The sequence below is a fragment of the Comamonas aquatica NBRC 14918 genome (genome assembly GCF_000739875.1).
Taxonomy (GTDB): domain Bacteria; phylum Pseudomonadota; class Gammaproteobacteria; order Burkholderiales; family Burkholderiaceae_C; genus Comamonas; species Comamonas aquatica.
Window position 1 is genome coordinate 43602 of the sequence record NZ_BBJR01000001.1, and the last position, 21994, is coordinate 65595.

At 66.0% G+C, this 21994-nt stretch carries 21 protein-coding genes and 1 pseudogene; 20 read left to right on the plus strand and 2 right to left on the minus strand.

Annotation, left to right across the window (positions count from 1 at the left end):
* Window positions 1-101: 101 nt before the first annotated feature.
* From CA2_RS00215 to accD, 12 genes are all read left to right on the plus strand, one after another.
* Window positions 102-1043, plus strand: coding sequence for a LysR family transcriptional regulator (locus tag CA2_RS00215; RefSeq protein ID WP_042411242.1), 942 nt, complete (start codon window positions 102-104; stop codon window positions 1041-1043).
* Window positions 1044-1085: 42 nt separating this feature from the next.
* Window positions 1086-2507: a 3-isopropylmalate dehydratase large subunit gene (gene leuC / locus CA2_RS00220; RefSeq protein WP_042411245.1), complete on the plus strand. Its 1422-nt coding sequence runs from the start codon at window positions 1086-1088 to the stop codon at window positions 2505-2507.
* Between the two features lie 35 nt (window positions 2508-2542).
* On the plus strand, window positions 2543-2668 hold the full coding sequence (locus CA2_RS00225; RefSeq protein WP_042411248.1) for an entericidin A/B family lipoprotein: 126 nt from the start codon (window positions 2543-2545) through the stop codon (window positions 2666-2668).
* 26 nt (window positions 2669-2694) lie between these two features.
* Window positions 2695-3351 carry a 3-isopropylmalate dehydratase small subunit gene (leuD, locus tag CA2_RS00230; protein WP_042411251.1) on the plus strand — a complete coding sequence of 219 codons (657 nt, stop codon included), beginning with the start codon at window positions 2695-2697 and terminating at the stop codon, window positions 3349-3351.
* 124 nt (window positions 3352-3475) lie between these two features.
* Window positions 3476-4552: a 3-isopropylmalate dehydrogenase gene (leuB, locus tag CA2_RS00235; RefSeq protein WP_042411254.1), complete on the plus strand. Its 1077-nt coding sequence runs from the start codon at window positions 3476-3478 to the stop codon at window positions 4550-4552.
* Between the two features lie 380 nt (window positions 4553-4932).
* Entirely contained in the window at window positions 4933-6045 is a 1113-nt protein-coding gene (gene asd / locus CA2_RS00240; protein WP_042411258.1) for an aspartate-semialdehyde dehydrogenase, read from the plus strand.
* Window positions 6046-6447: 402 nt separating this feature from the next.
* Entirely contained in the window at window positions 6448-9126 is a 2679-nt protein-coding gene (locus tag CA2_RS00245) for a motility hub landmark protein FimV (RefSeq protein ID WP_042411261.1), read from the plus strand.
* Window positions 9127-9175: 49 nt separating this feature from the next.
* Window positions 9176-9991, plus strand: coding sequence for a tRNA pseudouridine(38-40) synthase TruA (gene truA / locus CA2_RS00250; RefSeq protein WP_042411265.1), 816 nt, complete (start codon window positions 9176-9178; stop codon window positions 9989-9991).
* Window positions 9992-10026: 35 nt separating this feature from the next.
* Complete coding sequence (locus CA2_RS00255; protein ID WP_154163762.1) at window positions 10027-10752, plus strand: phosphoribosylanthranilate isomerase; 726 nt, start codon at window positions 10027-10029, stop codon at window positions 10750-10752.
* Entirely contained in the window at window positions 10752-12020 is a 1269-nt protein-coding gene (gene trpB, locus CA2_RS00260) for a tryptophan synthase subunit beta (protein WP_042411268.1), read from the plus strand. The genes CA2_RS00255 and trpB overlap by 1 nt, the downstream gene beginning before the upstream one ends.
* Window positions 12017-12838 (plus strand): tryptophan synthase subunit alpha, encoded by an 822-nt coding sequence (gene trpA, locus CA2_RS00265; protein ID WP_042411271.1) that lies wholly within the window; start codon window positions 12017-12019, stop codon window positions 12836-12838. Before trpB ends, trpA begins: the two co-directional genes overlap by 4 nt.
* 60 nt (window positions 12839-12898) lie before the next feature.
* On the plus strand, window positions 12899-13780 hold the full coding sequence (gene accD / locus CA2_RS00270; RefSeq protein WP_042411272.1) for an acetyl-CoA carboxylase, carboxyltransferase subunit beta: 882 nt from the start codon (window positions 12899-12901) through the stop codon (window positions 13778-13780).
* An 88-nt stretch (window positions 13781-13868) separates the two neighbouring features.
* Here the strand turns inward: accD and CA2_RS00275 are convergent, their stop codons facing one another.
* A complete protein-coding gene (locus CA2_RS00275; protein ID WP_042411273.1) occupies window positions 13869-14435 on the minus strand; it encodes a YggT family protein in 567 nt (188 codons plus the stop codon).
* Between the two features lie 127 nt (window positions 14436-14562).
* Here CA2_RS00275 and CA2_RS00280 point away from each other — a divergent pair, with 127 nt between their 5' ends.
* From CA2_RS00280 to CA2_RS00290, 4 genes are all read left to right on the plus strand, one after another.
* A complete protein-coding gene (locus CA2_RS00280) occupies window positions 14563-15183 on the plus strand; it encodes an LON peptidase substrate-binding domain-containing protein (RefSeq protein ID WP_042411274.1) in 621 nt (206 codons plus the stop codon).
* A gap of 24 nt (window positions 15184-15207) precedes the next feature.
* Entirely contained in the window at window positions 15208-15396 is a 189-nt protein-coding gene (locus CA2_RS17835) for a hypothetical protein (protein ID WP_156105917.1), read from the plus strand.
* Window positions 15397-15444: 48 nt separating this feature from the next.
* Window positions 15445-16992 (plus strand): lysine--tRNA ligase, encoded by a 1548-nt coding sequence (lysS, locus tag CA2_RS00285; protein WP_042411276.1) that lies wholly within the window; start codon window positions 15445-15447, stop codon window positions 16990-16992.
* A 182-nt stretch (window positions 16993-17174) separates the two neighbouring features.
* Window positions 17175-17798 carry a mechanosensitive ion channel family protein gene (locus CA2_RS00290; protein ID WP_042411640.1) on the plus strand — a complete coding sequence of 208 codons (624 nt, stop codon included), beginning with the start codon at window positions 17175-17177 and terminating at the stop codon, window positions 17796-17798.
* Window positions 17799-17870: 72 nt separating this feature from the next.
* On the opposite strand, the pseudogene ppk2 reads toward CA2_RS00290, so the two are convergent.
* A pseudogene (ppk2, locus tag CA2_RS00295) lies at window positions 17871-18792 on the minus strand (polyphosphate kinase 2).
* A 292-nt stretch (window positions 18793-19084) separates the two neighbouring features.
* On the opposite strand from ppk2, the gene CA2_RS00300 reads away from it, so the two are divergent.
* From CA2_RS00300 to CA2_RS00315, 4 genes are all read left to right on the plus strand, one after another.
* Complete coding sequence (locus CA2_RS00300) at window positions 19085-19597, plus strand: rhodanese-like domain-containing protein (protein ID WP_042411643.1); 513 nt, start codon at window positions 19085-19087, stop codon at window positions 19595-19597.
* Window positions 19598-19637: 40 nt separating this feature from the next.
* Window positions 19638-20612 carry a serine O-acetyltransferase EpsC gene (gene epsC / locus CA2_RS00305; RefSeq protein ID WP_042411277.1) on the plus strand — a complete coding sequence of 325 codons (975 nt, stop codon included), beginning with the start codon at window positions 19638-19640 and terminating at the stop codon, window positions 20610-20612.
* 2 nt (window positions 20613-20614) lie between these two features.
* Window positions 20615-20902, plus strand: coding sequence for a helix-turn-helix domain-containing protein (locus tag CA2_RS00310; RefSeq protein ID WP_042411279.1), 288 nt, complete (start codon window positions 20615-20617; stop codon window positions 20900-20902).
* Window positions 20903-20996: 94 nt separating this feature from the next.
* Window positions 20997-21935 (plus strand): family 2A encapsulin nanocompartment shell protein, encoded by a 939-nt coding sequence (locus tag CA2_RS00315; protein ID WP_042411281.1) that lies wholly within the window; start codon window positions 20997-20999, stop codon window positions 21933-21935.
* Window positions 21936-21994 lie beyond the last annotated feature (59 nt).

Genomic DNA, 21994 nt, shown 5'->3' on the forward strand with positions numbered 1-21994 from the left:
ATAGCCAAAGTCTTCGTATTGCGCGATGCCAAAGCGCTGAACATGGTGAGAAAATCGCTTCAACTTCTCAAAATGAGAAGACTTGATAAGTGTGCCCCGCCATGAAGAATTCCGAGCGCAGTTTTGCCCGCCGTATCGACCTGACCTCGTTGCAGCTGTTTGTGGCTGTGTGCGAGCTTGGCAGCATTGGTCGTGCCGCCGAACGTGAATACATCGCCGCGTCTGCCGTCAGCAAGCGCCTGTCCGACCTGGAGGCCGCCGTCGACACCGCGCTGCTGTACCGCCACAGCCGCGGTGTGACGCTGACGCCCGCCGGCGAAAGCCTGTTGCACCACGCCCGCAACGTGCTGTACGGGCTGGAGCGCATGCAGGGCGAGCTGTCCGAATACGCCGACGGGGTGCGCGGCCATGTGCGCGTGCACGCCACCATCTCGGCCATCGTGCAGTTCCTGCCCGAGGACCTGGGCGCCTTCAGCAAGGAGCATCCGCAGATCAAGATCGACCTGCAGGAACACCTGTCGGCCGACGTGCTGCAGGCGGTGCACGAAGGCACGGCCGACCTCGGCATCTGCAACATGGGCCAGGCCAACACCAACGGCCTGCAGACCCGCCCCTACCGCACCGACCGCCTGGTGGTGATCATGCCTGAGGCCCACGCCCTGGCCCAGCGCGAGGCCATCAGCTTCGAGGAAGTGCTGGAATGGGACATCGTCGGCCTGCAGGGCGGCAGCTCCATCAGCCTGGCCATGCGCGGCGCGGCAGCGCGCTCCGGCCATCCCCTGCACCAGCGCATCCAGGTCACAAGCCTGGACGCCATGTGCCGCATGATCGACAACGGCCTGGGCATCGGCCTGATCCCCGACCGGGCGTTCGAGCTCATGCACGGCGTCGGGCACCTGAAAAGCGTGACCCTGACCGACGCCTGGGCACAGCGCACCCTGAGCCTGGTGGCCCGCGACTTCGAGGCCCTGCCGGTGACATCGCGGTTGCTGGTGGAACACCTCGGCAAAGGCTGGGAGCCCGCCCCCAAACCCGCTGCCTAAAATTTCGAGAGACAACCTCCCTACCCACGAGAAGAGAACACCATGGGACGCACCCTTTACGACAAGATTTTTGACGAGCACGTCATCCACACCGAGGAAGACGGCACCTCCATCCTCTACATCGACCGCCACCTGGTGCACGAAGTCACCAGCCCGCAGGCCTTCGAAGGCCTGCGTCTGGCCGGTCGCAAGCTGTGGCGCATCAACTCCGTGGTGGCCACGGCCGACCACAACACCCCCACCACCGGCTGGGAGCGCGGCTACGACGGCATCGAAGACCCGATCAGCAAGGAACAGATCACCACGCTGAACACCAACATCGCCGAATTCGGCTCGGCCGCCTTCTTCCCCTTCATGGACAAGGGTCAGGGCATCGTCCACGTGATGGGCCCCGAGCAAGGCGCCACCCTGCCCGGCATGACCGTGGTCTGCGGCGACAGCCACACCTCCACCCACGGCGCCTTCGGCGCGCTGGCCCACGGCATCGGCACCTCCGAAGTCGAGCACGTCATGGCCACGCAGACCCTGCTGGCCAAGAAGGCCAAGAACATGCTGGTGCAGGTCAACGGCAAGGTCGCGCCCGGCGTGACCGCCAAGGACATCGTGCTGGCCATCATCGGAAAGATCGGCACCGCCGGCGGCACGGGCTACACCATCGAGTTTGCTGGCCAGGCCATCCGTGACCTGTCCATGGAAGGCCGCATGACCGTGTGCAACATGGCCATCGAGGGCGGCGCCCGCGCCGGCCTGGTGGCCGTGGACGACAAGACCATCCAGTACGTCAAGGGCCGCCCCCTGGCGCCCACCGGTGCCGAGTGGGATGCCGCCGTGGCCTACTGGAAGACGCTGCACTCCGACGCCGACGCCCAGTTCGACCACGTGGTCGAGCTGAACGCCGCCGACATCGTGCCCCAGGTCACCTGGGGCACCAGCCCCGAGATGGTGCTGGGCGTGGACGCGACCGTGCCCGATCCCGACAAGGAAAAGGACCCCAACAAGCGCGGCGCCATCGAGCGCGCGCTGACCTACATGGCGCTGGAGCCTGGCAAGCCGCTGAACGACATCTTCGTCGACAAGGTGTTCATCGGCTCGTGCACCAACAGCCGCATCGAGGACATGCGCGAAGCCGCCGCCGTGGTCAAGAAGCTGGGCCAGAAGGTGGCCAAGAACATCAAGCTGGCCATGGTCGTGCCCGGCTCCGGTCTGGTCAAGGAACAGGCCGAGCGCGAAGGCCTGGATGTGATCTTCAAGGCCGCCGGCTTTGAATGGCGCGAACCCGGCTGCTCCATGTGCCTGGCCATGAATGCCGACCGCCTGGAGCCCGGCGAGCGCTGCGCCTCCACCTCGAACCGCAACTTCGAAGGCCGCCAGGGCGCGGGGGGGCGCACCCACCTGGTCAGCCCAGCCATGGCCGCGGCCGCGGCCATCCACGGCCACTTTGTGGACATCCGCAAGTTCGCCTGAGTCCGACCCAGATCCCACGAGACACGGAGACCCTCATGAAGCCTTCCTTCACGATTCTTTTGCTCGGCCTGGCCTTCACGCTGGCAGCCTGCAACACCGTCCAGGGCATTGGCCAGGACGTGCAAAAAGCCGGCAACGCCATCGAGCGCGCCGCCCGCTGATCTGCCACCCTACCGATTCGAACGCCATGCAAAAATTCACCATCCACCAGGGCCTGGTGGCCCCCATGGACCGCGAGAACGTCGACACCGACGCCATCATTCCCAAGCAGTTCCTGAAGTCGATCAAAAAGACCGGCTTTGGCGTGAACGCGTTTGACGAATGGCGCTACCTGGACCAGCCCGGCCAGCCCGGCGTGCCCGAAGAACAGCGCAAGCCCAACCCCGACTTCGTGCTGAACCAGCCGCGCTACAAGGGCGCCAGCATCCTGCTGACACGCAAGAACTTCGGCTGCGGCTCCAGCCGCGAGCACGCGCCCTGGGCGCTGGACCAGTACGGCTTCCGCGCCATCCTGGCGCCCAGCTTTGCCGACATCTTCTTCAACAACAGCTTCAAGAACGGCCTGCTGCCCATCGTGCTGCCCGAGGCCACGATCGACCTGCTGTTCCACGAAGTGCAGGCCTTCCCCGGCTACGAGCTGACCATCGACCTGGAGCGCCAGGTCATCGTGCGCCCCCAGGGCGAGGAAATCCCGTTCGACGTGATTCCCTTCCGCAAGTACTGCCTGCTCAACGGCTTTGACGACATCGGCCTGACCATGCGCCACGCCGACAAGATCAAGGCCTTCGAAGCCGAACGCCTGGCGCAAAAGCCCTGGCTGTCGCGCAGCCTGGTCCAGGGCTGACCCGCTTTCCATAACTATGAATCCATGAGCTGACAGCGCGCATCACACAAGGGTTTCAGAGTCTTTTCTACTTGAAACCCTTGCAATACGTGCGCAAGCAGCTCTCAAAACTTCGAGGAACACCATGAAAATTGCAGTCTTGCCCGGCGATGGCATCGGCCCCGAAATCGTTGCCGAAGCCGTGAAGGTGCTCAACGCCCTGGACCTGGACATCGAGATGGAATCCGCCCCCGTGGGCGGCGCCGCCTACGAAGCTGCCGGCCACCCCCTGCCCCCGGCCACACTGAAGCTGGCCCAGGAAGCCGACGCCATCCTGTTCGGCGCCGTGGGCGACTGGAAGTACGACACCCTGGACCGTCCCCTGCGCCCCGAGCAGGCCATCCTCGGCCTGCGCAAAGCCCTGGGCCTGTTCGCCAACTTCCGCCCCGCCATCTGCTACAAGGAACTGACCCACGCCTCCAGCCTCAAGCCCGAGCTGGTGGCCGGCCTGGACATCCTCATCATCCGTGAGCTGACCGGTGACATCTACTTCGGCCAGCCGCGCGGGCGCCGCGTGGCCACCGACGGCCACTTCCCCGGCACCGAGGAGGCCTTCGACACCATGCGCTACTCGCGCCCCGAGATCGAGCGCATCGCCCACGTCGCCTTCCAGGCCGCGCAAAAGCGCGGCAAGAAGGTCACCAGCGTGGACAAGGCCAACGTGCTGGAAACCTTCCAACTGTGGAAGGACGTGGTCACCGAGGTCGGCCAGCAGTACCCCGACGTGGCCCTGGACCACATGTACGTGGACAACGCCGCCATGCAGCTGGTCAAGGAACCCAAGCGCTTCGACGTGGTGGTCACCGGCAACATGTTCGGCGACATCCTGTCCGACGAAGCCTCCATGCTGACCGGCTCCATCGGCATGCTGCCCAGTGCCAGCCTGAACGACAAGAAGCAAGGCCTGTACGAGCCCAGCCACGGCTCGGCCCCCGACATCGCCGGCAAGGGCATCGCCAACCCCCTGGCCACCATCCTGTCGGCCGCCATGATGCTGCGCTTCAGCCTGGGTCAGGAAGCCGCCGCGCAGAAGATCGAAGCCGCCGTGCAGAAGGTGCTGGCCGATGGCCTGCGCACCGCCGACATCTACAGCGAAGGCACCACCAAGGTCTCCACCCGCGAAATGGGCGATGCCGTGGTCGCTGCCCTGGCCGCGGTCTGAGTCCGCGCCCTGAACCGCCGCGCCCGGGGTGCGGCGGTTCAGGCACACTCATGCACCTGCAGAAAATTTCATGGCCGGTGCACCGGGTTTCAGCGCCACAATGCGAAACCCAAAACCCTGCGGAGGGTGGAGATTAGCTTCTCTAAACCCGCATTAGTTCAGCTACAATCCACATCTTATGTTTGCCGCCCACTTCCCCACTGCCTCTCACAACGCTGCCTTGCTGGCAGGTGTGGCCGTGCGCGCGACAACCATTACGACGATCAAAGGCTGACCCAGCCCGGTTCGTCGCGCGCCCTCCCCCGGCCAGACGAGCCGGGCCCGGAAAGCAGGATTGAGCACATTCACATCTGTTTTCGCAACTCGGAAGGGCGTTTCAAATGAGCAAGCAATTGGTAGGTTTGGTGGGCTGGCGCGGCATGGTCGGCTCGGTGCTGATGGACCGCATGCAGGCCGAAGGTGACTTCGACCTGATCGATCCCGTGTTTTTCTCCACCTCCAACGCCGGCGGCAAGGCCCCGGCCATGGCCACGGTGCACACCCAGCTCAAGGATGCCAACGACATCGCCGAGCTGGCCAAGTGCGACATCATCATCACCTGCCAAGGCGGTGACTACACCAAGGAAGTCTTCCCCAAGATCCGTGCGGCCGGCTGGAACGGCCACTGGATCGATGCGGCCTCCTCGCTGCGCATGGAAGACGACGCCGTCATCGTGCTGGACCCCGTCAACGAAGACCTGATCCAGGCCAAGCTGGCCGCCGGTGGCAAGAATTGGATCGGCGGCAACTGCACCAACTCCATCCTGCTGATGGGCCTGGGCGGTCTGTTCAAGGCCGGTCTGGTGGAGTGGGTCTCCTCCATGACCTACCAGGCGGCTTCGGGCGGCGGCGCCAACCACATGCGCGAGCTGCTCAAGGGCATGGGCGTGGTGCACGCGGCCGTGGCCGACGAGCTGGCCACGCCAGCATCCGCCATCCTGGACATCGACCGCAAGGTGGCCACCACCATCCGTGAAGACGTGCCCACCGAGTTCTTCGGCGCGCCCCTGGCAGGTGGCCTGATCCCCTGGATCGACGTGCAACTGCCCAATGGCCAGTCCAAGGAAGAATGGAAGGGCCAGGCCGAGGTCAACAAGATCCTGGGCACCGCCGCCACCATCCCCGTCGACGGCCTGTGCGTGCGCATCGGCGCGATGCGCTGCCACTCGCTGGCTTTGACCCTGAAGCTGAAGAAGGACCTGCCCCTGGCAGAGATCGAAGCGCTGATCAAGGGCGGCAACCCCTGGGTCAAGTTCGTGGCCAACGACCGCGCCGAGACCGTGCAGCAGTTGACCCCCGCCGCCACCACCGGCGGCCTGGAAGTGGCCGTGGGCCGCGTGCGCAAGCTGAACATGGGCCCCGAGTACGTGTCGGCCTTCGTGATCGGTGACCAGCTGCTGTGGGGCGCGGCCGAACCGCTGCGCCGCATGCTGCGCATCCTGCTGGCACGTTAAGCACGGCGCCGGCCCAGCCCACAGGGAAGCCACATGGCTTCCCTTTTTTTGTGGCTGCAGCGCCTGCGCCGACCACGGCAGACCCGGGTGTGGCTGTGTTGCAGCGACAACATTGCTTAACAATTCACTGCGCCAATCCACGGGCGCACGGGCTGCCCGCCGAAAATCCCAGGCAGCCGGACAATCGCGCGCGGGGGCCGGCCATCCGGGGCAAGGGCTTGCCATAATGGCGTCCAGCCCCAGCGAAGCCTGGAAAAGGCTTGGATTCCCGTGCTTTGTGCGCGCTTGTCTGCCCCTGGTAATGCTGCTAAGGTCGTTCGCAAGTGCCTACGCCCGGGCGCGCCCCTCCCCATACTTGCTGCCACCGCAGCGGCACAACACCTTTTGAACGTGACTGCAAACATGCATCGTTGGAAACTTTCAGCCCTGGCCGCCGCGGCCTTTGTTTCTGTGGCCCTTGCCCCCACCGATGCCGCAGCCCTGGCCCTGGGTCCCATCCGCATCCAGTCGGCGTTGGGTGAAAACCTGCGCGCGGAGATCGCGATCCCGCAGATCACCGCAGCGGAAATGAACAGCCTGAGCGTGCAGATCGCCGCCCCCGAGGTCTTCCGTGCCCAGGGCATGGACTACAGCAGCGCCGCCCGCAGTGTGCAGGTCAGCCTGCAGCGCAACCCCGACGGCACGGCCAGCCTGCGCCTGAGCAGCAACACCCCGATCAATGAGCCGTTTGTCGACCTGGTGATCGACTCGCAGTGGAGCACCGGCAATCTGGTGCGCACCTACACCCTGCTGCTGGACCCCCCAGCCAGCCAGCGCCGCGCGGCCCCTGCGCCCACGCCCGCCCAGGTGACGCCCCCCGTGGCCGCTGCGCCGGCCGCAACGCCCAGCCCCGCCCCACGCCCACGTGCCGCCGCACCCACCCCGGCCGCCGCAGCGCCTGCGGCAACGGAGCCCCGCAACGACAGCCAACGGGTGCAGGCCGGCGACACGGCCGGGCGCCTGGCGAATGCCAACCGCCCCAACGGCGTGTCGCTGGACCAGATGCTGGTGGCCATGCTGCGCAGCAACCCCAAGGCATTCATCAACGGCAACGTCAACCGCATCCGCGCCGGAGCCGTGGTGCAGATGCCCAGCCGCGAACAGGCGCTGGAGACCTCCGCCAGCGAGGCACGCCAGATCGTCGCCGCGCAAAGCCGTGACTTCAACACCTACCGCCGCAGCCTGGCCTCCAAGGCCCCGCAAGCGACCGTACAGGCAGCCGACCGCAGCTCCGGTGGCCAGGTCCAGGCCCACGTCGAGGATGCCAGCGCCGCCGCGGCCACGCCGGACAAGCTGACCCTGTCCAAGGGCGCCGTCCAAAGCGCGGCCGCCGAAGAAAAGATGGCCATCCAGAAGCAGGCCGAAGATCAGAGCAACCGCCTCAATGAGCTGCAGCGCAATCTGGCCGAGCTCAACGAACTGGCCCAGAACAACGCCGCGGCCAAACCCGCCGTCCCTGCCGCAGCGCCAGCACCCGCTGCGGGCGAACAGCCCGCCAGCACAACCGCCACCCCGGGCGTGGAGGTCGCTGCCAGCAACCCCGCGGTCACGGCAGCCGCCCCCGAGGCGCCCCCCGCCAGTGGCGACAAGGCCCCCGAAGCCACACCACCTGCGGCCAGCGACGCACCGCCCCCCCAGGCAGCGGCCCAGCCGGCCCCCAAGCCTGCGGTCGTGCCGGCCGCGCCCGTGGCCGAAGCTTCCCTCACCGACGAGCTGCTGGACAATCCGCTGGTCCCCGCCGGGGGCGCCGCCGTGGCACTGCTGCTGGGCCTGCTGGGCTATACCGCCTGGAAACGCCGCCATGCCCAGTCCAAATCCGAGGACCCCGCGCTGGGCGACAGCCAGTTGCAGCCCGATTCGTTCTTCGGCGGCAGCGGCGGCCAGCAGGTCGACACCAGCAATGCCGAGGGCAGCGCCACCACCATGGCCTACTCGCCCAGCCAGCTCGATGGCGGCGGCGATGTCGATCCCGTTGCCGAGGCCGATGTCTACCTGGCCTACGGCCGGGACGTGCAGGCCGAGGAAATCCTCAAGGAAGCGCTGCGCAACCAGCCCGAGCGCCTGTCCATCCACCTGAAGCTGGCGGAAATCTACGTCAAGCGCCATGACATCAAGGCCCTGGAGAACACGGCCCGGGGCATGCAGCCCGTCAGCCAGCCCCAGGACCCCGAATGGCAGCGCGTGGTGGAAATGGGCCGCAGCCTGGACCCCACCAACACTTTCTTTGCCGGCGCCGACACCGGTGCCTCGGCCACTGGCGGCAAGCCTGCTTCCTCGTTTGCCGCGGCCTTGAATGCGGCCAAGCCCGAGCTTGCGACACCCGTGGCTGCGGCGGCGGGCGCGGTGGCTGCGGCTGCAGCAGCGAACACGCCCGATCTCCCGGATCTGGACCTCCACCTGGACCTGCCCGAGGGCTTGATCACCGCCAATACCCCCTCCGTGGCGGATGTCCCGGCGGCGCAGCCACCGTCGGACGACGACTTTGCGGCGCTGGAGCTGCCCTCGACCCTGGACAGCCAGCTCGACGTGACGGCCGCTCCAGCGGTCGAGGACCCACCCACCCTGGTGCAGGACACCGTCATCGGCGAAGACAGCCGCCAGGACCTGGACGGCCTGGATCTGGACCTGTCGGGCTTTGACGTGCCTGCGCCTGCGGCAGACACCCCACCACCCGCCGCACAGAATGCCGACACGGATATGGGCGCTGGACTGGACTTTGACCTGGACAGCCCATCCCCCGACACCGCTGCGCCTGCCGGCGCGGCCACCGAGCCTGCCCCCGCAGCGGCGGTGCCGCAGGACCTGGAATTCGACCTGGGTTCCCTGGATCTGGATTTGGGCACCGACGCCGCGCCTGCAGCCCAGCCCCAAGCCGTGCACAATGCCGCGGACGACCCCCTGTCGACCAAGCTGGACTTGGCCCAGGAATTCAACTCCATCGGCGACAGCGAAGGCGCCCGGGCATTGATCGAGGAAGTGCTGGCCGAAGCCAGCGGCCCGCTCAAGGACCGTGCCCAGAAGATGCTGTCCGAACTTGATTGATGCACCGTATTTTTTCTGAAGCGGCCCGGCCGCTGGCCTGGGAGCCGCCATGCGCATAGCCCTGGGCGTGAGCTACAACGGCCAGGCCTACAACGGCTGGCAAAGCCAACCGAACGGCAACACCGTTCAAGACAAACTCGAAGCGGCCCTGGGCCGCTTTGCTACTCAGGGCGTGTCCACCTTGTGCGCCGGCCGCACCGATGCCGGGGTGCATGGGCTGATGCAGGTGGTGCACTTTGACACCGCTTTGCAGCGGCCGGAAACCGCCTGGGTGCGCGGCACCAACACCTTCCTGCCCCCCGACATCGCCGTGCAGTGGGCGCGGGCCGTGCCCGACGCCTTCCACAGCCGTGCCTGTGCCACGGCGCGGCGCTACGCCTATGTGCTGCTGCAGTCGCCGGTGCGCCCCAGTGTGGAAGTCGGGCGGGTGGGCTGGGTGTTCAACCCGCTCGATGGCGAGGCCATGCGCCAGGCCGCGTCCTGCCTGATGGGCGAGCATGATTTCACCTCGTTCCGCGCCTCGGCCTGCCAGGCGCTGACACCGGTCAAGACCCTGCACCGCATCGACATCACGCGCCGCGCCGTGGCCTCGGCCCAGCACCGTGAGATGGAATGCTGCTACTGGCGCTTCGAGTTCGAGGGCAACGCCTTCCTGCACCACATGGTGCGCAACATCATGGGCTGCCTGGTCTACATCGGCCAGGGCTCGCACCCGCCCGAATGGATGGCCCAGGTGCTGGCAGCGCGCTCGCGCGACGCCGCAGCGCCGACGTTTTCGCCGCATGGCCTGTACTTCTTGGGGCCTGTGTACGATCCGCAGTGGCAACTGCCCGACCGTGTGCCCGGCTTCGACTGGCTGCCCTGAGCATCAATTCCACGCCAAATTGGCATGAAACCCTTATGGATCAAGCGCTGAACGCTCCTATTTCACGCACCCGCATCAAGGTCTGCGGCCTGACCCGCGAAGCCGATGTCGACGCGGCGGTGGCCGCCGGCGTGGACGCCCTGGGTTTTGTGCTCTATGCCCCCAGCCCACGCGCCGTCAGCCTGGCGCGCGCGGCTGAGCTGGCACGGCGCCTGCCGCCTTTCGTCACCCCCGTGCTGCTGTTCGTCAACGCCACGGCGGCCGAGATCGCCGCCGCGCTGGCCGCCATTCCGCACGCCCTGCTGCAATTTCACGGCGACGAGAGCCCGGCCGCCTGTGCAGACGCCACGGACCAGGGGCGCCACCGCTACCTGCGGGCGGCGCGCATACCCCTTGGGGATGACGCCGGGGACTTTGACCTCGTAAAATACGCCCATCAATACTCTCAGGCCCAGGCCATTCTGTTGGACGCCCATGTGGACGGCTACGGTGGTGCAGGCAAAGCATTCAATTGGTCACTCCTTCCAACAAGCGTCAACGCTCACCTCGTCTTGTCTGGTGGGCTTACGCCTGCAAACGTGACCGATGGCATCCGTCTGGTACGACCCCGCTGCCTGTCTTTGGCAGTTGATGTCAGCTCCGGCGTCGAAGCCACCCGCCCTGACGGCACGCCGCTCAAGGGTGTCAAGGATGCTGAAAAGATTCAACGCTTCGTTGCAGCCGTGCGTGCTGCCGATGCACCCATTGCCCCCCAATCCTGATGTACGAATATTCCTATCCCGATGCTCACGGTCACTTTGGCCCCTATGGCGGCAGTTTCGCCAGCGAGACGCTGACCCACGCCCTCGCCGAGCTGCGTGACGCCTATGCCAAGTACCAGCACGATCCGGCCTTCGTCGCCGAATTCCGCTCCGAGCTGGCGCACTTCGTCGGCCGGCCCTCACCCGTCTACCATGCCGCGCGCATGTCACAGGAGATGGGCGGCGCGCAGATCTATCTGAAGCGCGAAGACCTGAACCACACTGGCGCGCACAAGATCAACAACGTGATCGGCCAGGCCATGCTGGCCAAGCGCATGGGCAAGCCGCGCATCATCGCCGAGACCGGCGCGGGCCAGCACGGCGTGGCCACGGCCACCATCTGCGCGCGCTACGGCCTGGAGTGCGTGGTCTACATGGGTGCCGAGGACGTCAAGCGCCAAAGCCCCAACGTCTACCGCATGAAACTGCTGGGCGCCACCGTGGTGCCTGTGGAATCCGGCTCCAAGACCCTCAAGGATGCGCTGAACGAAGCCATGCGCGACTGGGTGGCCAACGTCGACAACACCTTCTACATCATCGGCACGGTGGCCGGACCGGCTCCCTACCCCGCCATGGTGCGTGATTTCCAGAGCGTGATTGGCGAAGAGTGCCTGACGCAGATGCCCGAGATCTTCAAGGAACTGAAGATGGCCGGTGAGCAACCCGATGCCGTTGTCGCCTGCGTGGGCGGCGGCTCCAACGCCATGGGCATCTTCTACCCCTACATCCCGTTCGAGAACACCCAGCTGATCGGCGTGGAAGCTGCGGGCGAAGGCCTGGACACCGGCAAGCACTCGGCCTCGCTGCAAAAGGGCAGCGCGGGCGTGCTGCACGGCAACCGCACCTTCATCATGCAGGACGAGAACGGCCAGGTGCTGGAGACCCACTCCATCAGCGCCGGCCTGGACTACCCCGGCGTGGGGCCTGAGCACGCCTGGCTGCAGGAGATCGGCCGTGCCCAGTACGTGGGCATCACCGACAAGGAAGCGCTGGAAGCCTTCCACTACCTGTGCCGCGTCGAAGGCATCATCCCCGCGCTGGAGTCCAGCCATGCTGTGGCCTATGCCATGAAGCTGGCCAAGACCATGAAGCCCGAACAATCCATCCTGGTCAACCTGTCGGGCCGGGGGGACAAGGACATCGGCACCGTGGCCGACCTGTCGGGCGTGGATTTTTACGACCGCCCATCGATGCGCGGTCTGACCGTCAAGGGAGGGCACGCTGCATGAGCCCACAACCATCCAGAATTGCTGCCACTTTCGAAAAACTGAACCAGGAAGGCCGCAAGGCCCTCATCCCCTTCGTGACGGCTGGCTACCCGTTTGCCGCCATCACGCCCTCGCTGATGCACGGCATGGTGGAAGCTGGCTCGGACATCATCGAGCTGGGGGTGCCGTTCTCGGACCCGATGGCCGATGGCCCCGTCATCCAGAAGGCCGGGGACCGCGCGATTGCCAATGGCGTGGGCCTCAAGCAGGTGCTGGCCTATGTGCGCGAGTTCCGTCAGAAGAACCACACCACCCCCGTGGTGCTGATGGGCTATGCCAACCCGGTGGAGCGCTACGACCAGGTGCACGGCACGGACGCATTCGTCAACGATGCCGCCGAAGCCGGTGTCGATGGCATCTTGGTGGTGGACTACCCTCCCGAAGAGTCTGAAGCGTTTGCTGCCAAGCTGCGCGCCAAGGGCATGGACCAGATCTTCCTGCTGGCTCCCACGAGCACCGACGAACGCATGCAGCAGGTGGCCCGTGTGGCCAGCGGCTACGTGTACTACGTCTCGCTGAAGGGCGTGACCGGCTCCAACGCGCTGGACCTGGACGCCGTGGGCGAGATGCTGCCGCGCATCAAGCAGCACGTACACATCCCGGTCGGCGTGGGATTTGGCATCCGTGACAACCAGACCGCCCACGCGGTGGCCCAGATGTCCGACGCGGTCATCATCGGCAGCAAGATCATCCAGCTGCTGGAAGATCAACCCCACGAAAAGATTGTCCCGCTGACCATCGACTTTCTGCGCGGCGTGCGCAAAGCGATGGACGCATAATGCGACCCCGGGCGGCCGCCGCACCGGCCCGCTGCCCGATCGCCTTGAAGAGGAAACCGTATGTCCTGGCTCGAAAAACTTCTGCCCGCCAAAATTCAGCAAACCGAACCCAAGGATCGCCAACAGCAGATCCCCGAGGGCCTGTGGGTCAAGTGCCCCAGCTGCGAGTCGGTGCTCTACAAGACCGATCTGGAAAGCAACCAGAACGTGTGCCCCACCTGCGGCCACCACCACCGCATCGGTGCGCGTGCGCGCCTGAACCATTTCCTGGACGGCGAAGGCCGCTATGAAATCGGCCAGGAAGTGATTCCCGTCGATGCCCTGAAGTTCCAGGACAGCCGCAAGTACCCCCAACGCCTGAAGGAAGCCCTGGAAAACACGGGCGAGACCGATGCGCTGATCGTCATGGGCGGCACCGTCAAGGGCATCGAGCTGGTGGCCGCCTGCTTCGAGTTCGACTTCATGGGCGGCTCCATGGGCTCCGTGGTGGGCGAGCGTTTCGTGCGCGGCGTGGAAACCGCCATCGCACAGAAAGTGCCCTTCCTGTGCTTCACCGCCACCGGCGGCGCCCGCATGCAGGAAGGCCTGCTGTCCCTGATGCAGATGGCCAAGACCAATGCCGCGCTGACCCGCCTGGCACAAAAGGGCCTGCCCTACATCTCCGTGCTGACCGACCCCACCATGGGCGGCGTGTCGGCCGGCTTCGCTTTCGTGGGTGACATCGTGATGGCCGAGCCCAAGGCGCTGATCGGCTTTGCCGGCCCCCGCGTGATCGAAACCACCGTGCGCGTGAAGCTACCCGAGGGCTTCCAGCGCTCCGAGTTCCTCAAGGAAAAGGGTGCCGTGGACATGATCGTCGACCGCCGCGAACTGCGCGACACCGTGGCCAGCACCCTGGCCATGCTGCAGCGCCTGCCGGCCGATGCCGTGGTGCAGGACTGATCCAGCGGCTGTGCCCCCCAACAAAAAGGCTCCCAACCGGGAGCCTTTTTTCATGCCGGCACGCAGGCCGGGGCCATGGCGTGCCGCTTCAGCCGCCGGTGGCCATGCTGGCCAGCACGCCAAACTGCACATTGCCCAGCACCATCAGCAGCACCTGCAGGGCGATGATGGCCACCAGGGCCGACAGGTCCACCCCGCCGATCAGGGGAATCAGCTTGCGCAGCGGCCGCAGCAAGGGCTCGCTCAGGCGGTGCAGGATGCCGGCCATCGGCGAGTGCGGCTGCACCCAGGACAGGATGGCATAGACGATCAGGATGCCGATCAGCCCGGTCAGCACCATGCGCAACAGGCCGAACAGCGCCAGCACGGGCACCAGGCCGGGGTTGCCATTCGCGCCCAGCAGCAGCCACAGCAGCACGTACTGCACCAACATCACCAGCACTGCGGCCACCAAGCTCGACAGGTCGTACTGGCTGCGGTTGGGGATGATCTTGCGCAGCGGCATCACGATCCAGTCGGACAGTGCGAACACCAATTGCCCCACCGGGTTGTTGAATGGAATGCGCTGCGCCTGCATGTACAAGCGCAGCAAGCAGGCACCAGCGATCAGGCCGCTGACGACCTCCAGCAGGAATTGAAGAATTTGAACAATCATGGAGATCACAAAGGTTGAAGAACTACGCGCACAACCATATCCCACATGCAGGTCCGCGCGTTGTCAGCCTACGCCCACCGGCAGGCACTGGCGGCCATCATAGCCAGCAGAATCACCGCATGCAGCCATGACCTCGCCGTTAACGCTCATTTCGCTACCGCTGTTTCCCCTGCATGCGGTGCTGTTTCCCGGCGGTCACCTGCCATTGCGGGTGTTTGAGGCCCGCTATCGCAGCATGGTGCACGGCTGCCGCGAAGCCGGTGCGCCCTTCGGCGTGGTCACGCTGCTGAGCGGGCAGGAAATCCACCAGCCCCACCTGCCGCCCGAAACCTTCTATGCCACCGGCACGATTGCCGCCATCGACTCGCTGTCGCCGCTGAGCACCGGGCTGGAGCTGCTGCACTGTAGCGGCAAGGACCGCTTTCACATTGCCACAGCACGCAAGCTGCCCCTGGGCCTGTGGGTGGCCGACGTGGAGCTGCTGCCCGCCGACCACACCATCCCCATCCCCTCCTACCTGCGCCATACGGCCACGACCTTGCGCCTGGTGCTGCAGAAGATTCCGCAGAACCACCTGGAAGGCGCCACCGACGCCCAGTTCGCCGACTGCGGCTGGGTGGCCAACCGCTGGTGCGAACTGCTGCCCATGGAGCGCAAGCTGCAGCTGTGCCTGCTGGAGCTGGACAGCCCCCTGGTGCGCCTGGAGCTGGTGGCCGACACGCTGGAGCGCGCCGGCATCACGCCCTGAGGCCCGGCGCGCCATGCATGCGTCATGCTGCGCAAAACCATAGCTGCTGGCGCAGATGAACAGGACATCTTCAATACTTTTGTGTGCCAAACCCATACAAATCAATCGCTTGCCGCTCTTTTTCTGCAAGCACCGCGCCCCATCGCCACCGGCAGCGCAGCGGATTCACAGAGATTCCCACACCGGCCTGCCGACCGGGCGCAAAAAAACTAAAATCTCCGGTTTTGGCTTGTTTCCTCAGCCTTTGCGCTGCGCTCATCCATGTCTGAACAACACAACTCCCCCGAGGCAGAAGTCACTGCCCCCCAAGACGAAAACAAACTGATTGCTGAGCGCCGCGAAAAACTGAAAGCCTTGCGCGAGTCCGTCAAGGCCCACGGTGGCGTGGCCTTCCCCAACGACTTCAAGCCCGCCGACCGCGCCCTGCCGCTGGTCGAGGCCCATGGCAGCAAGGAAGCCGAGGCACTGGACGCCGAAGCCATCACCGTCTCCGTCGGCGGCCGCATGATGCTCAAGCGCGTCATGGGCAAGGCCAGCTTTGCCACCGTGCAGGACGCCACCGGCCGCATCCAGGCTTACATCACCCGCGACGCCGTGGGTGAAGAAGTCTACGCCGACTTCAAGAAGTGGGACCTGGGCGACATCATCGCCGTCGAAGGCCAGCTGATGAAGACCAAGACCGGCGAGCTGTCGATCAAGGCCACGCGCATCCGCCTGCTGACCAAGAGCCTGCGCCCCATGCCCGACAAGTTCCATGGCATGGCCGACCCCGAGCAGAAGGTGCGCCAGCGCTACGTTGACCTGATGATGAACGAAGACGCCCGCAAGCGCTTCGTGGCGCGCAGCAAGGCCGTGGCCGGCATCCGCGACTTCATGGTGCAACACGGCTTCCTGGAAGTCGAAACGCCCATGCTGCACCCCATCCCCGGTGGTGCCAACGCCAAGCCCTTCGTCACGCACCACAATGCGCTGGACCAGGAGATGTACCTGCGCATCGCGCCCGAGCTGTACCTCAAGCGCCTGATCGTCGGTGGCTTTGAGCGCGTGTTCGAGATCAACCGCAACTTCCGCAACGAAGGGGTGTCGGTGCGCCACAACCCCGAGTTCACCATGATGGAGTTCTACGCGGCCTACTGGAACTACCAGGACCTGATGGACTACACCGAGCAGCTGGTGCGCGACGCTGCCATGAAGGCCGTGGGCACGCTGGAGTGCACCTACGGTGGCAAGCCCGTGGACCTGACCAAGCCGTTTGAGCGCCTGACCATCCCCGAAGCCATCGTCAAGTACACCGAAGCCGGTGACAACGTGACCAACCGCGACTGGCTGACCAACGCGCTGAAGAAGCTGGGCATGAACGAGGAGAAGGACAAGCTGTCCAGCCGCTCGCTGGCCAGCCTGCAGGTGCTGTACTTCGAGGAAGTGGTCGAAGAGAAGCTGTGGAACCCCACCTTCATCATGGAGCACCCCACCGAAATCTCGCCGCTGGCGCGCGCCAACGACGAGCGCCCCGAAGTGACCGAGCGCTTTGAGCTGTACATCACCGGCCGCGAATTCGGCAATGGTTTCTCCGAGCTGAACGACGCCGAAGACCAGGCCGCGCGCTTCAATGCCCAGGTGGAAGCCAAGGACGGTGGCGACGACGAAGCCATGTACTTCGACCACGACTTCGTGCGCGCGCTGGAATACGGCATGCCCCCCACCGGCGGCTGCGGCATCGGTATCGACCGCCTGCTGATGCTGCTGACCGACAGCGCCAGCATCCGCGACGTGATCCTGTTCCCCGCCCTGCGCCGCGAACACGCTTGATCCTCCGCGATCCAGCCTCTTTCCAAGGGACCTGCGGGTCCCTTTTGATTTCTGCCATGCCCCCAAGTGCAGGGGCATGGACCCCGCTTCGTTAGTATCGGAAGAAGAACACCGCTTTGAATTTACCGACCGTGACCCTGATCGACCGTATTTCTGGCCTGCGTACCCGCCTGCCTGCCTGGATGCAGGACTGGCTGGAAATCGCCATTCCTGTGCTGCAGATCCTGCTCATCGTGCTGGTGGCCTGGCTGCTGCACCGCCTGTTCAAGCGCGTCATCCAGCGCGCCAGCGACCACTACGAGTTCCCGAACGAGCTGCTGATGCCCATCCACACCGTGGTGCGCTGGCTCATCATTGGGGGCTCCGTGCTGCTGATCCTGGAGCGCATGGGCGTCTCGGCCAGCGTGCTGTGGTCGGCCTTCACTGGCTTTGCCACCGTGGGCGCCGTGGCCTTCTTTGCCGCCTGGAGCGTGCTGTCCAACCTGTTTTGCGCCTTCCTGATCTTCACCGTCGGCCCCTTCCGCGTGGGCGACCACATCGAGGTGCTGGACACGGCCGAGAAGCCCGGCGCCCTGGGCCGCGTGATCGACATCAACCTGCTCTACACCACGCTGGAAGATGCCACCGCGCCCATCCCCGGCACGCTGATCCAGATCCCCAACTCGCTGATCTTCCAGCGCGTGGTGCGCCGCTGGCGCATGGGCACCCCCTTGCCCGAGGACAAGCTGCACAAGCCCGCCGCGCAGATGCCGGCCCCGGAAGCAGCAGAACCTGCCCCAGCCCCCAAGAGCGCCAGCTTCCCCTGACGCGCCGACGCCCCTGGCCCCAGCCCTGCTGCACCGCACCAGGGCTTTTTTCATGCCCCGGGGCCCTGTGGCTCAATACAGCTGGGGCACCAGCATGCTGGCGGGCACCGGATGGCGGATGGCGGATGTAATCCGCATGGCGCACGCGCTCCGGCAGGCTGGTTGCGGGCCGGGGCACCTCGTTGTAATCGAACTGCGACAGCAGGTGGCGGATGCAATTGAGCCGCGCCTGCTTCTTGTGGTCGGCCGGCACCACCCACCACGGCGCCTCCGGGATGTGGGTGCGCTCCAGCATCACCTCCTTGGCGCGGGTGTAGTCCTCCCAGCGGCGGCGCGACTCCAGGTCCATGGGCGAAAGCTTCCACTGCTTGAGCGGATCGTGGATGCGCCCCAGAAAGCGCAGGTGCTGCTCTTCGTCGGTGATGGAGAACCAGTACTTGATCACGCGGATGCCCGAGCGCACCAGCATGCGCTCGAACTCCGGCACGGAGCGGAAAAACTCCTCGTACTCGTCGTCCGAGCAGAAGCCCATCACCCGCTCCACGCCGGCGCGGTTGTACCAGCTGCGGTCGAACAGCACCATCTCGCCCGCGGCCGGCAGGTGGGCCGCATAGCGCTGGAAGTACCACTGCGTGCGTTCACGGTCGTTGGGCGCCGGCAGCGCCACCACGCGGCACACGCGCGGGTTCAGGCGCTGGGTGATACGCTTGATCACGCCGCCCTTGCCGGCGGCATCGCGCCCCTCAAACAGGATCACGGCCTTTTGCTTGGTGGAGGCCACCTAGTCCTGCAGCTTGACCAGCTCGCCCTGCAGGCGGAACAGCTCCTTGAAATACGCCACGCGCTGGGCATGGCTTTCGGGGGCCCCCTCTGCCATACCCGGCACGGCGCCCAGCACGCCCGTGCGGTCCTCGATCTCCAGCTCTTCGTCCAGGCTGTCCAGCAGGTCGCTCTCGATACGGCGCACCAGTTCTTCTCGGTTGTCCCAATTCATCACTCACCTTCGTGGTTGGCCGTTTGTGGCTTTGCCACACAGGCTACGCGCCGCCTGCGACGCTTTGATGACAACCGGGTACGCGCTGCGCACAGCGTCTGCGGGGCGCCCCCATCGCCAGGCAAGCCCAGCCCGCACGCCACAACCGCGGGCGAGCGGCACACGGCCCGCAGCCCTTAGTCGTTTTGCGCGCAAGCACATCCATTTTTGTTCGTTGGAGCGCCCGCCACCGGCTCGCAAGATGGTGGCTATCGCCATCTTCCTGCGATGGATTGCACCGAAAGGCCACGCCATGACACACGCTACCACCGACACCCTCACCGCAGCTGCGGTCGCCCCCCAGCAGCCCCCCGCACTGCCTGCCGTGCTGCAGCAGGCCCTGGCACAGGCCCAGGCACAAGGTCTGCCCTACGCCGGCAGCGTGACCCCGCTCCAGGCCTGGCCCCTGGTGCAGCAAGGCCAGGCGCTGCTGGTGGATGTGCGCACCGCCGAGGAACGCAAGTTCGTCGGCCAGGTGCCGGGCAGCGCCCATGTGGCCTGGGCCAGCGGCACGGCGCTGACCCGCAACCCGCGCTTTGCCCGCGAACTGGCCGCCCTGCACGCCAAACAGCCCCAGCCGCTGCCCGTGCTGCTGCTGTGCCGCAGCGGCAAACGCTCAGCCCTGGCGGCCCAGGAAGCGGCCAAGGCCGGTCTGGCCCATGTCTTCAATGTCAGCGAAGGCTTTGAGGGCGACCACGACGCGCTGCAGCAGCGCGGCCATTTGAATGGCTGGCGCTTTTACGGCCTGCCCTGGGTGCAGGACTAGGACGAACGCCCCTCCTCCGCCCTTTCACCGGACTGTCCCCATGAGCACCTTCGATATCAGCACCATCGTCCAGCAACTGCGCCAGGTCCGCGACCATTGGCGCGAGCAGCAGAACCGCACCGACCCCGGCCACCGCGAATTTCCCGCACGCGCCGCGATAGCCCAGGCCCTGGAGGGACTCAAAGGTGTGCTCTACCCGCTGCGCCTGGGCCCGCCCGACCTGCGCCACGCCAGCGAAGACTTCTACGTGGGCCACACGCTGGACACGGCACTGCAGGTTCTGCAGACCCAGGCCCAGATCGAGCTGCACTACCGCCACCGCAGCACGGGCGCGGCGGCCCAGGACCATTCCGCCCTGGCGCTGCAGACGGTGCAGGCCTTTGCACAGCAGCTGCCCCGCCTGCGCCAGTTGCTGGACACCGACGTGCTGGCCGCCTTCCACGGCGACCCGGCCGCGCGCAGCGTGGACGAGGTGGTGCTGAGCTACCCCGGCGTGCTGGCCCTCATCCACCACCGCATTGCCCACGCCTTCTACCGGCTGGACCTGCCGCTGCTGGCGCGCATCGTGGCCGAGCTGGCCCATGGGCAGACGGGCATCGACATCCACCCCGGTGCGCAGATCGGCCCCGGCTGCTTCATCGACCACGGCACGGGCGTAGTGATCGGCGAGACCGCCGTCCTCGGTCAGAACGTGCGCATCTACCAGGCCGTGACCCTGGGCGCCAAGCGCTTTCCCAAGGATGCCCAGGGCCACCTGCAAAAAGGCTGGGCACGCCACCCCATCGTCGAGGACGACGTGGTGATCTACGCCGGCGCCACCATCCTGGGGCGGGTGACCATCGGCCAAGGTGCGGTCATCGGCGGCAATGTCTGGATCACCGAGGACGTGCCCGCCGGCGCCCATGTCAGCCAGGCCAGCCTGCGCCAGGCCGTGGAACACAGTGGCGGCGCCGGTGCCACCGCACCGGTGGCCGCCGCCCCCCTCCCCGCCACCACCGCCCGTGTGGCCGCCTGAACATGCCAGGGCCCCACGTGATCCAGGACTTCGGTCTGGCCGTGCGCCAGCTGCGCGAAGGGCGCGGCTGGTCGCAGGAGCAACTGGCGGCCCAGGCCGACCTGAACCGCTCCTATGTGGGCGAGGTCGAGCGCGGCCAGGTCGCCCCCTCGCTGCTCACGCTGCACAAGCTGGCCCAGGCGCTGCAGGTCAGCAGCACCACGCTGCTGGCGCATGCCGAGCGCATCTGCCAGCAGCGCGACCCCCAGCACCAGCGCCTGGCGGCCAGCTTGGTGGCGATAGCCGGTTGAAGCCGCACCGCCCCCGTTGAACACTGGCGCAGAGCTTGGTGCTCCGCCTGCACCCCGTTTTATTCCGACCCGCATCCACCAGGAGCCTTTTTCCATGACAGCAACCGTCGGCGGTACCACCGCCCTGGGCGACAACGCCGCCCGCCAGCTGGCCAATGCCACCAAGACCGCACCGCAGCTGGCCACCATCACGCCCCGCTGGCTGACCCATCTGCTGCAATGGGTGCCGGTGGAGGCCGGCATCTACCGCGTCAACCAGGTCAAGAACCCGGAGGACATCCAGGTCACCTGCACCGCCAAGCAGCACGAGAACCAGTTGCCGCGCACCTATGTGGACTACGACGCCCAGCCGCGCGAGTACTTCCTGAACGCCGTCTCCACCGTGCTGGATGTGCACACCCGCATCTCCGACCTGTACAGCAGCCCGCACGACCAGATCAAGGAACAGCTGCGCCTGACCATCGAGACCATCAAGGAGAACCAGGAAAGCGAGCTGATCAACAACCCCGACTACGGCCTGCTGGCCCAGGTGACGGACGAGCAACGCATCTTCCCGCTGACCGGCGCGCCCACGCCCGATGACCTGGACGAACTGCTGACCAAGGTGTGGAAGGAACCCGCCTTCTTCCTGGCCCACCCGCTGACCATTGCCGCCTTCGGCCGTGAAGCCACGCGCCGTGGCACGCCCCCGCCCACGGTCAGCCTGTTCGGCAGCCAGTTCATCACCTGGCGCGGCGTGCCGCTGATTCCTTCGGACAAGGTGCCGGTGGCCGACGGCAAGAGCAAGATCCTGCTGCTGCGCGTGGGCGACCGCCGCCAGGGCGTGGTCGGCCTGTTCCAGCCCGGCCTGCCCGGCGAACAAAGCCCGGGCCTGTCGGTGCGTTTCATGGGCATCAACAACCACGCGATTGCCAGCTACCTGATCTCGCTGTACTGCTCGCTGGCCGTGCTCACCCCCGATGCCGTGGCCGTGCTGGACGATGTGGAAATCCACAAGTACCACGACTACTCGGTGCTGGACACCTACAAGTAAGCCCCGCGCTGCGCGGAAGGTGGTTTGCGAGTCAAAACCACCTTCCACGCATACTCAGA

Bases quoted from the DNA above. Each gene is read 5' to 3' on its own strand.
- CA2_RS00310 (WP_042411279.1), top strand. From the start codon at position 20,615: ATGCCAGGGCCCCACGTGATCCAGGACTTCGGTCTGGCCGTGCGCCAG.
- asd (WP_042411258.1), top strand. From the start codon at position 4,933: ATGAGCAAGCAATTGGTAGGTTTGGTGGGCTGGCGCGGCATGGTCGGC.
- CA2_RS00315 (WP_042411281.1), top strand. From the start codon at position 20,997: ATGACAGCAACCGTCGGCGGTACCACCGCCCTGGGCGACAACGCCGCC.
- CA2_RS00255 (WP_154163762.1), top strand. From the start codon at position 10,027: ATGGATCAAGCGCTGAACGCTCCTATTTCACGCACCCGCATCAAGGTC.
- CA2_RS00245 (WP_042411261.1), top strand. From the start codon at position 6,448: ATGCATCGTTGGAAACTTTCAGCCCTGGCCGCCGCGGCCTTTGTTTCT.
- CA2_RS00275 (WP_042411273.1), bottom strand. From the start codon at position 14,435: ATGATTGTTCAAATTCTTCAATTCCTGCTGGAGGTCGTCAGCGGCCTG.
- CA2_RS00225 (WP_042411248.1), top strand. From the start codon at position 2,543: ATGAAGCCTTCCTTCACGATTCTTTTGCTCGGCCTGGCCTTCACGCTG.
- leuB (WP_042411254.1), top strand. From the start codon at position 3,476: ATGAAAATTGCAGTCTTGCCCGGCGATGGCATCGGCCCCGAAATCGTT.
- accD (WP_042411272.1), top strand. From the start codon at position 12,899: ATGTCCTGGCTCGAAAAACTTCTGCCCGCCAAAATTCAGCAAACCGAA.
- CA2_RS17835 (WP_156105917.1), top strand. From the start codon at position 15,208: ATGCTGCGCAAAACCATAGCTGCTGGCGCAGATGAACAGGACATCTTC.
- truA (WP_042411265.1), top strand. From the start codon at position 9,176: ATGCGCATAGCCCTGGGCGTGAGCTACAACGGCCAGGCCTACAACGGC.
- epsC (WP_042411277.1), top strand. From the start codon at position 19,638: ATGAGCACCTTCGATATCAGCACCATCGTCCAGCAACTGCGCCAGGTC.
- leuC (WP_042411245.1), top strand. From the start codon at position 1,086: ATGGGACGCACCCTTTACGACAAGATTTTTGACGAGCACGTCATCCAC.
- CA2_RS00215 (WP_042411242.1), top strand. From the start codon at position 102: ATGAAGAATTCCGAGCGCAGTTTTGCCCGCCGTATCGACCTGACCTCG.
- trpB (WP_042411268.1), top strand. From the start codon at position 10,752: ATGTACGAATATTCCTATCCCGATGCTCACGGTCACTTTGGCCCCTAT.
- leuD (WP_042411251.1), top strand. From the start codon at position 2,695: ATGCAAAAATTCACCATCCACCAGGGCCTGGTGGCCCCCATGGACCGC.
- lysS (WP_042411276.1), top strand. From the start codon at position 15,445: ATGTCTGAACAACACAACTCCCCCGAGGCAGAAGTCACTGCCCCCCAA.
- trpA (WP_042411271.1), top strand. From the start codon at position 12,017: ATGAGCCCACAACCATCCAGAATTGCTGCCACTTTCGAAAAACTGAAC.
- CA2_RS00300 (WP_042411643.1), top strand. From the start codon at position 19,085: ATGACACACGCTACCACCGACACCCTCACCGCAGCTGCGGTCGCCCCC.
- CA2_RS00290 (WP_042411640.1), top strand. From the start codon at position 17,175: ATGCAGGACTGGCTGGAAATCGCCATTCCTGTGCTGCAGATCCTGCTC.
- CA2_RS00280 (WP_042411274.1), top strand. From the start codon at position 14,563: ATGACCTCGCCGTTAACGCTCATTTCGCTACCGCTGTTTCCCCTGCAT.